The organism is Okeania sp. (genome assembly GCF_983059655.1).
Genome location: NZ_CEZPJD010000131.1, coordinates 1 through 13,702, shown reverse-complemented (window position 1 = coordinate 13,702; position 13,702 = coordinate 1). Strand labels below are relative to the sequence as shown.

Below are 13,702 nucleotides of genomic sequence, written 5' to 3'. Positions count from 1 at the left end.
CTATAACTTTAGCTGCATCAAAGCCAAAATGAGGAGTAAATTGAATTCTATAGGTTGTAATGGGAATTCGCATAGTTAAATAGAGATAATTAAGTGGTTATTAATTGGCTGTTAAAAGTTTAAAATTTCACGTTTAACAGATAAATATTTGTTTTTCAAGCATTTAGGAAAAGCATAAATATGAAAAATTCCTAGTTTGGCTAAATATGAAATTACTACTTTATCTACTTCCAAAGTCAAAACTAGAAGTAGATTAAATTCTATAATGTTATTATGAATTTGCATAGTTAAATAGATATAATTATAGCAGTTTTCACTCATGTTGACTACAAAACTTTAGCTACCGCCGCCTTTCAGCCAAAATCTCTGTATTCTATGAAACATGAAAACTGCTATAAGTGTTGATTGATTAGTCGTTAAAAGGTGAGTATTTCCTAGGTCATGCTCCGTAAACAGCAATCAGATGCATGGTAAGCATTTCCGGAATGCTGCGCAAACAGCTGTCACCCAGCCTCCTATGGTCGGAACTGCGAACTTCAGCTAGCCTCCTCCGGAGGAACTGCGAACTTCAGCTATTGCTCTTAAGTTTAGGATAAAAGCTTTATTAATTGTCTTACTACAAAAGTTGGCTCCTTTGCTTTTAAAGTCTATTTTAATATTAAACACTGTCTTAATATTACAGCGCTTTCCGTTGTTATAATACCAATTTCCTAAAGTCAGACTACACATAACTTGACACCTTAGTTTTTAAGCTTGATAGATACTTTTACAAGTGTTGTTTCAGTTTATGAAATTGGTATAAGGTACACCCGCGCGGGCAAGATGCCTAAACGCAGGCAAGATGCCCACGCTACAATATTTTTACGATTTACCCTGTACATCATTTGCCTGAAATCTGCTGTAAGAAACTCTTGTTGCTGAGAGCTGACTGCTAATAGCATTCCGCAGGAAATGCTTACGATGCATGAACATATTCAAACAAGAAATGCTGAGTGTTGAATGCTTACGTTAAAAGTTCAAAACTTCACGTTTAACAGATAAATTTTTTTGAGATATTAAACTTTATGTTTATTGTTTGTGTAGCCCAAATAGAGTCAAAAATTAATAGTAGTTAAACTTCAATGAAGAGAAACACCTAATTCCCGAAAGAACCCCGAGCAATGCCTGACAAGAGCATGATTATTCTTTAGTGATTCTGCCAAGGTAGAAGATGTTTGTTTATCGCCAAAATAATAATAAACATAAGCAATTGCTAGCTCCATAAGTCCTTTCATTAAATCCTTGTTAATACTACCTACAAAAATACAATCATCAAGTACCTCAGTGATTTTATTAATTGCATCTATCTTCTCAGCAATACTAAAATCATCTTCTGCGAGTTTACCAAGAATAACTGATGGTATTTCTTGAACTATTTTAAAATATGTAACACCATCAATCACATGGTCGAAAAATTCAATATAGGGCAGAATTATACCAGTAGAATAAATTAACCAAGGAAGTCTCGATCTAGAAAAATCTTGATTAACAACAATCGTTTGATTGACACAAAAATCAGGAAAAAATTCTTTGACAATGTGTTGCCATACTTTTAATTTTTTTGCTATATCAATGTGAATAATCTCAATGGGTTTATGTAACCATGACAATGTAGTAATATCTCCATCACAAACATTAACATAGTCAATCAAAGTCTTACAATTTTTTTGAAATATGTGTAAGTAGGAGTCTTGTTTTTGAGCTTCTCTAGTATTTTGGAAATAAATTTGTCCTCCTCTAGCTGCAACTTTTTGTTTTGGAGTTGTAAAAGCATCATAGGCATAAATTCTAGATTTTTTCTCTAATACTTGTTGATTTTTTGATAATCCCAAAGCAAAGGGATATACTGTTCCTGCTACTCCTGAACCAAGATCGACTATTTCTCCCGCACCAGAGTAAAGGCAACGAGCGAAATACTTAAGAACTTTTCTTTCCCTTATGGAAGTCATAGAAGGAGGTAATTTTTGAAAAATTGGAAAAGACTCAGAAAAAACGTTTTTTGGGAAATTTATCATGAATTTTAAGTATTATATTAAATCAAGACTCAACAATAAACACTAAAATTGAGAAATGAATTTCACCGAAAAATTGGGTAGTTACGCCTCGCTCTTGTAGGGCGACTTTTTATTTGCTGATTAATAGAAATTTTATCAGACAATTATTGATTGACTGCTTTAAATCTAAACCAGTCAACATTCCTAAAATTGCTATTGTACTTGACAATGGATACCACCCTGAAAAAATCATACAGAAGTTAAAGAAAATTTATCCGACGATTATGACCAAGATTCGGTTTCAACTATCCCCCAAGCCATCAAAAGTGGAGAAAGAGAATCTTGGAAAAAACTGATGCTTAGGAGGTTAGGGATCGCATAGATACCACATGGGTTTTATAAATTCTCATAAAGAGCAAAGCTTAAAGGATTAATTGTCACGGTTTGTCCAGATAATAATTTTTCAGGTAAAACAGCACCTTCTCCCATCCATTTTCGGTCTGAAGAATTAATCAGTTTTTGCCAATTTCCTGTCGGTAGTTGAGGTTCAAATGTCACAGAATGCTTTTCAAAATTCATCAGACTCAATACACTACTTTTCTCTCCCCACCTGTGAAGCAATAAGACATTTTTATCGGCCAAACTTTTTACTTCTATTTGAGAGGTGTCAAGTTTAGCTAATACTGGAATTTTTTTCCGTAGTTCAATTAACCGTTTATAAAAAGAACGTAAAACTCCATATTTACCTTCCTTGGATTTTTCCCAATTTAAGTTAGACTCCATAAAGACTTTCTCTCCTTGAGGATCGGGCACTTCTCCAGACCAGTTAAAAGACTTAAATTCTTCTGCTCTTCCTTTTCTGACTGCTTCAACTAAATTAGGATCTCCATGACTAACAAAATACAAAAAAGGATTTTCTTCTCCATACTCTTCTCCCATAAATAACATTGGTACGAAAGGTGAAATTAAAACTGCTCCTGCTGCTAATTTTAATCCTTCAAAATCTACTAAAGCTGATAATCTTTCTCCAATTAATCGATTACCTATTTGGTCGTGATTTTGAATACAAACTACAAAATTTCCTCCCCCAAAACCCAGGGTTGAATTACCATGATTTCTCTGACGATGAGGTGAATATTCTCCTGTATAAACATATCCTTCTTTATAAGACTTTTTCAGAGATTCTATACTCTTAAAATCAGAATAATATCCAGAACTTTCTCCAGTTAAAAGACTATGTAAAGAGTGGTGAAAATCATCACACCATTGAGCATCGTGACCAAACCCTCCATTCTCTTTTGAACGTAAAACTCGCACATCATTTAAGTCACTTTCCGCAATTAAATAACGTTTCCAACTACCATTTTTACTAAACTCTTCTACTCGGTCAGCTAACTGTTGTAAAAAAGGTTCGGCACTCATGTCATAAATGGCATGAATAGCATCTAAACGTAAACCATCAATATGATATTTATCTAACCAATACAAAGTATTTTCAATAAAAAAATTACGCACTTCATTACTATATGCGTCGTCAAAATTAACAGCATTACCCCAAGGAGTATGATATTTATCTGTAAAATAAGGACCATAATCCCAGAGATAATTACCTTCTGGACCAAAATGATTATAAACAACATCCAAAATTACAGAAATGCCCATTTGATGACAAGCATTAACAAGTTCCTTTAGACCATCCGGCCCACCATAAGAATCTTGGACACCATATAGATAAACTCCATCGTAGCCCCAGTTGCGATCGCCTGGAAATTGGGCAACTGGCATTATTTCTATAACGTTTATCCCTAAATCTTTTAATTCTGGCAACCTGGGAATTATGGCTGCAAAAGTTCCTTCGGGGGTAAAGGTACCGACATGAAGTTCATAGATAATCATTTCTGCCAAGGGGATACCTTGCCAAGAACTATCATTCCAGGTAAATTTTTGATGGTCTACTATTTTTGAAGGACCATGTACTCCTTGGGGTTGCCAGTTAGAGGCAGGGTCTGGTCGGTCAGTTTCTCGGTCTAATTGATAGAAGTAGAGAGTTTCCGGGTCAATGTCTTTTGCTTCTCCTTGCCAATATCCCCATTCATCTTTTTGAAGTTCAATAAATTTTTTTTGGGGATGTACAATATGTACAGCTAACTTTTCTCGTAAAGGTGCCCAAACAGTAAATAGGCATTGATTTTTTTCTGCTGAATAATGGCTACCAACTCTCATAGATTTATAGACTCTTAGGGCGTTGAATTTTTTATAATTAATGTTGTCTAATTTTAGACTACATTTTTGTCTGTTAATTTATGAAACTCTTAAAATTAAATTCTTTTTTTGAAAAAAAATTATAAATTTTTCCTTTCATGTAAATAATTTAAAACTACAACGTTATAGTTATGAGTGTCTCATTAGTTAGTACCACCGAAGCAGCTTTTCTTCTAAATATCTCTACAGGTAGATTACGATTTCTACTGAACAGTGGTCGCGTTATAGGTGCTAAAAAAGTCAAAAGACTTTGGCAGATTCCCCTAAATCAGAGGGGAATGCCAGAAATTACGCCTGGTCGTCGAGGTCCAGAACCAACTTGGAACAAAAATCAACGCACAGCCAATACTTTTATTCATGTTCTGCGAAAGACCATAGATTATAACCGAGACCATGGAACTTCTCATACAGCAGTCGCCGTCAAAGTAGGAGGCAAAAAAGATTATTGTCACGCGGTGAAAATTCACGGACCTTGTCAAATAGTCTATCAACCCCATAAACCTAATAATAGTCAAGCCGGAGGTGCCCGGCTCTGGATTGAAGTAGAACCTGGAAATAGAGTAGAACGAGTATACTTCAGTGATGGAGATTATGGTCCGCCTCCAGAAGTGCTTCAGCAGCGGGCAAAAAAGAAAAAGTCAAAAGGCTAAACACTACATATCTATAACGTTATAGTTTTTGACTACTATATATAGTGGTTTTGGGTGTTTTTTGGGAAAGGTGTGTGGCGATCGCTCCTCCTTAACTAGAAATTCTCTTCAGGAAAGATAAGAGAATTAAAGCGGTTTTCATTTTGGTAGACTACAGTAGGGGCGAATGGCTATTCGCCCCTATAGAAAAGTGTCTAATAATTAATACTAATCTTCTGCCCATTCTGTAATAGGGAGAATTGAAATAGCAGCACCTGGTTGACTGTTGGCAACTGTTTTGAGAGTCTCTGCCAGCCAGTGGAATAATTCACGGAATTTCAAACCATTGAGCAACTTGGGTGGTGTGTTTAAAGGAGCAATTTTTCCCAAGCTAATCATATCTGCTCCTTGAACAGCAACTACAAAAAAGTTTAGTTTATTGTCTTGTACAGCTTGTCTGACACGCTGTGCTGATTTTTGCCAATTGTCAGTTGGGGAGCTACCTATAATTAAAAATACCCAGGGTTTTTTAGAATTCTGATAATTTTCTATTTCCTCTAATGCTAAGTCAATTCCTTTGCCTATGGTAGTTGTACCTTCAGCTTTCAGGGGAGATGGAATAAATTTATCCATACTGACAAATTCTTGAACTGTTCGTCCGTTACTATTACAGGTAATGATGGCTAACTCTACATTCTGGGATGCGTCAGTGTTAGGTTCAAATTCTCGTTTAAAAGAAGTAATTCCAGCATTTAAGGAATCTATACGCTCACCATACATTGAACTAGATGTATCCAGTAGTAAGACGACTGGAATCTTAGGTTTAGCTGATAAACTTTTCTGTTCTTGGTTTGGGGAAAGATAATTTTTTGTTCCTGCCGTGGAAAGTAATGGTGTCGATGTTCCTGGATTAACGCGATTTCTCAGTGCTTCTAAATGCTCTAATTGCAATAACTGAAAATAATTTGATGTTGGATCTCCAGAAGTACTATTGCCACCTCCAGTCATCATAATTTGAGGATAATTGATTTTCATTTGAGACATTGCTTCTGCCCATTTTCCTTGTGTTTCTATTTGGGCATAAATTTCAGGACTAAGAGCAGCAATTCTCTGTTTAAAAGCATTAATATCTATTAGGCTAATTCTTTCCTGTTGAGAGGCTTCAATATCTAAGCGTTGTTGATAGTTGTCTAAATGCAGTTGCTCGACTTGTGCTTTTGCTTTTTCTATCTCAAAGTTTGTTTCGGCATCCATTAATTTTTTGGTACGTTCTGCTATAGCTTCTGCTTTTTGTTCTTCTTCAACAAGTTTCTGACGCTCTTTTGCAGTATCTATTTGTTTTTTAATTGTTTTACTTTCTTCTTCAGCTTTTTTAGCTTTTTGTTTTTCTTTTTCTAATCCTTTTCTGTAGTCATCTAATTCTTGGGGTAAATCAACTTCATCAATAACAGTACCCCATCCTTCAACACCAATCATTTCAAGACGCTCTTTTATATATTCTTCGGCTTCATCTTGACAGTCTTTTCTTGCATCTTGAAAATCAATTGCCGTTTTACCAGTAGCAGCTTGTTGAAAATGACTAGAAACGACTTTTGTTAATACACGAGAAACCAGATTTCTAATAGCTGGATATTTCTTAACAACTTGCCGAGATTCATCATTAACAGATATTTTATTTGTCCCTGCATTAGATCCAACCAGACAAATCATCTTAGGAGCATTGTCAGAAGAGATACGAATAATTTGGGTAAACTGAACAGAAATTTCATAACCATCCAATGAAGTCAGCTTCATTTTCTTCAGTTCATAGTCATAATTTGAGGGATGTTTTTCGTCATCTGACCAATTCAATATGATTTGGGTAGTTGGCACTAATTTTACTGTTTTGACTTTTGTGTTAATTGCGTATTTACCAGCAGTAAGAGGTTCTTTTTGAACCCCTTTGTAGCCTTTTGGTACTAATTGGTATGGAGACTTTTCTTGATCGAGAAAAACGAGCTTTTTATCATCATCAGACAAAAGAGGCTCTGTCTTATCATTTTTGTCATATTCTTTTCCAACAGAAGAAATAACAACTCCTACTTCTTCTTGCTCAATTATAGTGATTGGAACTTGTTCAACTTCAACAAACCAAGGATTTAGCTTCCAGTCTCCTTCTTTGATAACTTCTTCTTGTAATCCTTTATATCCTTCTAAATCTAGGAATTTTTGTGCATTTTGATAATTATCATGTCCCTCAATGACAGGTCCAGCAATTTCATCTTTAGGGAGTGTTTTCCCCACATTTGTCGTTACAATGCCAATTTGACCAGGGCTAATTTTGTAAATTTTTAGTTTCTGTGGATTTTCGTTATATTTTTTGGCATTAGCTGTCGTAATGACTGTAAAAAAATCGGTATTTATTTTATAGTCACCATCACTCAAAATAGCAAGTTGCTTACCTTTTTGCCCCCCATTTTTCAAAAATGCTTCAGCATCTTGAAAGTTGTTACATTCCACCACTCTACCTAATGTTTGTTCATCAGACTTAGAAGCTCCTTCGTTGGCAATTACCAGTCCTATTTCTCCTTGAGGAATTCTAATAATAGGAACTTTATGAATAGTGAATATTTCAGGATTAATGTAATAGGTTCCTGGTTCTAAAGTCGCAATTTGTTTACCCGCTTGCCCCCCATTATCAAAAAAGGCTTGTGCATCCTGAAAATTATTACAATCAACTTTCTTAGCAAAGTTTTTTCCCTCTTCTAGAGGCTTTCCATATTTTGTTTCTACTAACCCAATTTCTCCAGGACTAATTGTCGTAGCAGAGACTTTTTTAATCTTAAAAATATCAGTGTTAATGTAGTATTTACCTGCTCTTAGAGTAGTAAGTTGTTTACCAGCTTGACCGCCATTATCAAAGAAAGCTTGTGCATCCTGAAAATTATTACAATCAACTTTCTTAGCAAAGTTTTCTCCCTGTTCTAGAGGCTTTCCATCTTCCGTTTCTACTAAGCCTATTTCTTCAGGAGAAATATAAGTAATAGGAACTTTACGAATCTTAAATAGTTCGGTGTTAATTTGATAGGTTCCTTCCGTTAAAATACGACGTTGCTTACCTTTCTGACCTCCTTTTCCGATAAACTCACTTCCATCCTGAAAGTCCTGACAATCAACCACTTTTCCAAAGCTTTGTCCTGGTTTTAAAGAAACTCCATCTTTAGCCTCTACTAAGCCTATTTCTTCTGTTCCAATTGACAATTGTTCTACTGAAATAATTTTAAATAGGTCAGTATTAATTTTGTAAGTTCCTGGCGGTAAAAAATCTATTTGTTTGCCAACTTGACCTCCATTATCAAAGAAAGCTTCTGCATCCTGAAAATTATGACAATTAACTTTCTTAGCAAAGTTTTTACCCGGTTTTAAAGGAGAACCATCTTTGGCTTCTACTAATCCTATTTGATGGGCTTCAATTCTAGTGACTGGAACTTTCCGACATTTAAACATTTCTGTATTGATTCGATAAGTACCATTGGTTAAAATTGCTCGTTGTTTGCCTATTTGACCTCCATTATCAAAAAAAGCTTTTATATCTTGAAAGTTATTACAATCAACTACTTTTCCAAAGTTTTGTCCTAGTTCAAGAGGATTACCATCTTTAGCTTCTACTAATCCAATTTCTTCTTGACTAATAGTTATAACTGGTACTCTAGTAATGGTATATTGCAAAGAAGGATATCCAAAATGTTGTCCTGGTTCAAGAATTTCAGCTTGAATACCTGGTTCCCCATTCAAAGCAATAATTCGACCTGGAGGAAGGCGAAGGGAAAGATTTGAAGCCCATTTTTTCTCAACAATTCCAATTTCATCATTTCCGATCAAAATAAACATTTTAGCTCTCCAGACAAAGAAAATTAGGACGTAAGTATTCAGGTGCTGGGGTTGACAAATAATCATATCTATTTATTTATCGCTTTCCAGAAACCTTTTAGTCTCATTTATAGATTTTTTTAGTATCCATTAGATACAGTTTTCAGTTCTGAAACACTGAATCTGGACAAAATGAAGAATAATGTAACCTCAAGACCTGAGTGCTTACATTAAGACAACACTACCTATGAGCACAATTACGAAAATTTATTATCAGAATTTATAGGGTTAATCTATAAGTTTAAATAAACGCGGGAAAAAACGTTCAAAAGTTTCTTTCCACCTGCTCCACTGTATTTCTCTAATCTCTTGATTTGGAAAACTTAAAGAAGGAAGATGTCCTCGTTTTGCATCTTTAGAAAAATCCAACTTATCATACCTTTTAATCCAGTTTATTCCGTCATACCAACCTATTCTTTTAGCAAATTTATTTTTGTATATTATAAAATTAAAGTCTCCATGTTTTCCCCTACATTCACCCCAAATTTCTGCTTGAACACTAAAGCCAAAATGCTCTTGACTGTATTTTACCCAGAGTTTATTTATGGTTTTTAAAGCTTCATCAGGTATGTTGTCAATATCTTTTTTATCTAACCATGTTATTAAATCCCGGTCTTTCATAGGATTTTCAATACCAGCAATTTCTATCAATACTCTCATTGTTTCTAGATCGGCTTCTTTCCACTGTTCATTCTGTAGAAAATATTCTAATTTGTCATAAATTTTTGGATATGGTTCTGTAATCGGCCCACGTGTAGGATCGGGTGTTGGTGGTTGTGTTGGTGTTGGTGGCGATACCGGGGGAATATCAATTGCTTTCTCTAATATATCTTGAGCTTTTTTTAGTGAAGAAAGACCAGGACTTAATTTATATAATTTTCTAAAAATTCGGTTTAGCTTCTTCAGATCATATCTAGGACATAGATTTAGAAAACTATTCACCACATTATATAAACTGTCACGTTCTTGTAAGTGATAAGTTTCCACTCCTGCTTCATCAAGATGACAAATCAAAAGAGTTGTTTCCATTTTATAACCTTGAATTAAGTCAGTTTTTATCTCTTCTTTAATAGAACCAAAATAATAATTAAATATATTAGACATAAAACTTGCTTCACTCTCCTATACGATTCAAAGCTTTTTCTTTAAGAATTTGAGTTTGGATTCGCAAAATATCACTGTCCGGATTTTCTTCTGAGAGAGACTTGAAAATTTTTATCTGTTGATTTATTTGCAAATTTACACATCTATTTATAAACTTAAAAACAATTACTTTAAGCTCATCACCTTGAGGAATTAGTTCAAGAGGAAACCCTGCCATTCCAATAGTTGTTTGGAAAAGTTTTGGAGAATCAGCATATATTTTTGATATTTCCTTGGTTAAAACTTCCTTTGTAATAAACCCCCTTGCTTCAAGCTTTTCCCTATCCGACTCAATCAAAACAACAAGATTTTCTTCTAAATCTCGACTAGATAGTAATTTCCTGTTTTGAGCCAGAATAGAAAAACAAATTTCCATTCCCAAGATAAATTGTTCCCTTAATTCCTTTATATCGGTTCTAGCTTCAAATATTTCTCCAAGAGTTTCACGACTCACGTTTTGCACTTCGTTAATCATTGCATCTAATTCAGCTTGACGCTTTTCTGTTTGTTCATCTTCATAGAGACTAAGAACACCTTCAAAAGGAGCTGCTAGAGGACCAGCAAATACACGAACTGCCTTAGCTGAAGCTTTCAGATAGTTTACCATTATCAAATACCTAATTGTTTTAACTGTTTTATTCTAAATAATAACTATTCTTTTTAGCTATTTCTTTTCTTCAAATTTTAATATCTTTTCTCTTACAATTTTCCCTTTTGAACCAGCCAACTTTAATTAGCCATAATATTGCGGGTGAACCTTGAGGAACAAATATATCAGAACCTATTTTCTGTTTTCTTTCACACCAGTAACATTTTCCATAACTTTTTGCATAATAATGTGCTGCCTCAGTAGAACAGAGACCTAAATTTTTTATCGCCTCATCAAGTGCCTTCACCCAGTCTTCTGCACTTGGCCGATTATTCGGATTATTATGTCCGTCATCAAAACATTGATAAAAACATTGCTGAAGTTCAAAATGTAAAATTTCTAAAGGCATTGATAGTTTTCCTGGACGGAGTTGAGAATTGATTCCATAGATCCAATTTCCCTCTTGGATTAGTTTGTTTATATTAGGTTTATTTCCCTCTCCTATCCATTCTCCATAAGAACAAGGATGGTAGCCAAACAGTAAAAGCCAAATAATAACAGCTAACGCAAAACGATCTTGAAGCTCAGAACGTGTTACATTTTGCACAACTTCTCCTAAATCTTCTGGTGCAGTATATTCTCCAGAAGTTACCGGACAAAGATAAGTTTTTCTGGTATGAGAATCAAACACTTGAAATGAATCTGTATCAATAATAGAAATAAGTCCTTGCTCATTAACAAGGAGGTTTTGTGGTTTTAGGTCACCAATTACATATTCTTGAGCGTGTAAATATTTGATTGTTGATGCAAGATTCAAGGCAATTTTATGCAATTCATACCAGGTAAATTTAGGAAACTTTTCTTTTCTTTTTCGAGGATTATAAGCATTAATTATTGCCAGACTGTTTTTAATTTCAGGCATAATGAATCCACAGCACTGATTGTCAATATCTATCAGCAAATCCTGTGGCCAAGCAATTGCAATATGATCGCCAGTAGAAAGATTTTTAGGTGAGCTTTTCAACATTACCTTCAGTTTATTAACCTTTTCTAGGCTAATTGAATTATCATAAATTTTAGCTAGAACACCTACCTTGTTAGTTTGATAAATTGTGGCTTCTCCACCACGACCAATTTCTTGATGAAGCTCAATTCGCTCTTGATTATTTAGAGTTTGAATACTAACCATAATATGAAGCAAAGTATATAGACATTTTTACCCGTGAGAAAAACTGTCATCCTTTTTTCCAATTTATTGACAAACATTATCCCTATGCCCAAACCTGTGACCATCCACTAATAGGAGGCAGATTAATTTTGTCATCAACTTGACTTGTAGAAACCCTTGTCAACGAAGCAGAAAGCCAACTAAACATTTCTTGAAATTTTAATCCATCAAGCATAACGGGTGGAGTATTAGGATGAGCGATCTTCCTGAGAAAATTCAGGTTAGCACCCTGAACCCCCACTATAAAAAAGCTAAGTTTTCGCTCGTCAACAGCTTTTTTCACAAGTTTAGCTGCTTCCTCCCATTCATCTGTGGGAATACCATCTGTAATTAAGAATACCCAAGGTTGATAATAGGAAATGTCAGATTCTTTATACATAGATTTGCGAGCTTCTAGTCGATTAAGTGCTAACTCAATTCCTTCTCCCATAGCAGTTAAGCCAGATGCTGTTAGTTTTGGTGGAACAAATTGGTCAGCGGTAACAAAGTTTTGAACCATTTCCGCTGAATCATTAAAAGTGATAATGGCCACCTCAACCCTCAGAGATGCGGTAGTATCCTTTTCAACTTCCTGTTTAAAAGCAGCTATTCCGCTATTTAATTTTTGAATTCGCTCCCCCGACATTGATTTAGATGTATCCAGAAGCAGAATAACTGGGCAGCGTGGTTCAGGATTTTCAGCAAGGCTAATGTCTTCTTCTAGAGTCATGCTTTTGATATCTCCTTACAGTAGTTAATTGTTGTTTATTTATTAAGTAGCTGTGCCAAATTAATTGGATATAAATGTACCTAAAAAGCTTGGTTCACAAGGGGTAAATATACAATCTCAGAACGAATTCAGAGAGGTTCTCTCAGAAGTTTTCTTTAATTATATCAAAATGATAAATTCCTAAAATCAACATATATAGCACTACGCAAATAGGGAGTGGACATTTATAAATGCTTGAACTCACTCAGAGATTACTTTTGACTTTTGATTTTTTACTTTTAACTTGTGCGTAAAACTATACTTGAGAAAATTGTCAACTTTATAAACGCTGCAAAACAATAATTGAACGTTCCATCACAGGAATATCAACCTCACCTTTATATTGCTTACCATTTTCCACAAAACGAGACTTACTCGTATCAACAATAACTACCCAATCTCTATCTTGAAACTTAGGAGGAATTGTAAACTCTATCAATTCATAATGAGCATTAAAGAAAATCATAAAACAATCATCAATAATCCTTTCCCCACGCTCACCACTAGCAGGAATTTCTTCTCCATTTAAAAAGATTCCAATAGATTTAGCAAAATCAATATTCCATTGTTCCTCAGTCATTTCTCCACCATCAGGATTATACCAACCTATATCACTCACATCCGAACCATGAATAGCACGACCTTCAAACCACTTACGTCTATGAAATACTGGATGTTGACAACGGAAATAAATTAACTGTCGAGTAAAATCTAATAAATCTGAATTTTCTACCTGTAAATTCCAATCCAACCAAGAAATTTCATTATCCTGACAATAGGCATTATTATTACCTTTTTGCGTCCGCCCAAATTCATCTCCACCTAATAACATTGGTACGCCCTGAGACAACATTAAAGTCACCAAAAAATTACGCCTTTGACGGTTCCTTAAATCCAACACTTCTTGGTCATCAGTTTCTCCTTCCTCTCCAGAATTCCAAGAACGATTATGTTCTTCTCCATCATTATTATCTTCCCCATTTGCCTCATTATGTTTTTCGTTATAACTAACTAAATCATTCAGAGTAAAACCATCATGAGCAGTTACAAAATTAATACTCGCATGAGGCAACCTACCATTAGAAGCATATAAGTCAGAACTACCCGTAAAACGATAAGCAAATTCAGCTAATGTTTCCTCTTCTCCTCGCCAAAAATCTC

The 13,702-nt window shown here is 34.7% G+C and carries 8 protein-coding genes and 1 pseudogene; 1 reads left to right on the top strand and 8 read right to left on the bottom strand.

Going from position 1 to position 13,702, the window contains the following annotated elements:
- Nucleotides 1–1,118 precede the first annotated feature (1,118 nt).
- Both AC3DU7_RS10100 and treZ read right to left on the bottom strand, forming a co-directional pair.
- Entirely contained in the window at nucleotides 1,119–1,988 is an 870-nt protein-coding gene (locus tag AC3DU7_RS10100; RefSeq protein WP_488039222.1) for a hypothetical protein, read from the bottom strand.
- A 441-nt stretch (nucleotides 1,989–2,429) separates the two neighbouring features.
- Nucleotides 2,430–4,256 (bottom strand): malto-oligosyltrehalose trehalohydrolase, encoded by a 1,827-nt coding sequence (gene treZ / locus AC3DU7_RS10095; RefSeq protein WP_488039221.1) that lies wholly within the window; start codon nucleotides 4,254–4,256, stop codon nucleotides 2,430–2,432.
- A 170-nt stretch (nucleotides 4,257–4,426) separates the two neighbouring features.
- Here treZ and AC3DU7_RS10090 point away from each other — a divergent pair, with 170 nt between their 5' ends.
- Nucleotides 4,427–4,945: a DNA-binding protein gene (locus AC3DU7_RS10090; protein WP_488039220.1), complete on the top strand. Its 519-nt coding sequence runs from the start codon at nucleotides 4,427–4,429 to the stop codon at nucleotides 4,943–4,945.
- A 207-nt stretch (nucleotides 4,946–5,152) separates the two neighbouring features.
- Here the strand turns inward: AC3DU7_RS10090 and AC3DU7_RS10085 are convergent, their stop codons facing one another.
- The 6 genes and pseudogenes from AC3DU7_RS10085 to AC3DU7_RS10060 form a co-directional block, all read right to left on the bottom strand.
- On the bottom strand, nucleotides 5,153–8,794 hold the full coding sequence (locus tag AC3DU7_RS10085; protein WP_488039219.1) for a VWA domain-containing protein: 3,642 nt from the start codon (nucleotides 8,792–8,794) through the stop codon (nucleotides 5,153–5,155).
- Nucleotides 8,795–9,061: 267 nt separating this feature from the next.
- Nucleotides 9,062–9,937 carry a GUN4 domain-containing protein gene (locus AC3DU7_RS10080; RefSeq protein WP_488039218.1) on the bottom strand — a complete coding sequence of 292 codons (876 nt, stop codon included), beginning with the start codon at nucleotides 9,935–9,937 and terminating at the stop codon, nucleotides 9,062–9,064.
- A 10-nt stretch (nucleotides 9,938–9,947) separates the two neighbouring features.
- Nucleotides 9,948–10,583, bottom strand: a complete 636-nt coding sequence (locus AC3DU7_RS10075; protein ID WP_488039217.1) for a hypothetical protein — start codon at nucleotides 10,581–10,583, stop codon at nucleotides 9,948–9,950.
- A gap of 70 nt (nucleotides 10,584–10,653) precedes the next feature.
- On the bottom strand, nucleotides 10,654–11,754 hold the full coding sequence (locus AC3DU7_RS10070; RefSeq protein ID WP_488039216.1) for a protein kinase domain-containing protein: 1,101 nt from the start codon (nucleotides 11,752–11,754) through the stop codon (nucleotides 10,654–10,656).
- A gap of 82 nt (nucleotides 11,755–11,836) precedes the next feature.
- The gene (locus tag AC3DU7_RS10065) at nucleotides 11,837–12,502 is read right to left on the bottom strand and encodes a vWA domain-containing protein (protein WP_488039215.1); all 666 of its coding nucleotides are present in this window, start codon (nucleotides 12,500–12,502) and stop codon (nucleotides 11,837–11,839) included.
- A gap of 319 nt (nucleotides 12,503–12,821) precedes the next feature.
- Nucleotides 12,822–13,702: pseudogene (locus AC3DU7_RS10060) on the bottom strand (glycogen debranching enzyme); the annotation flags it as partial.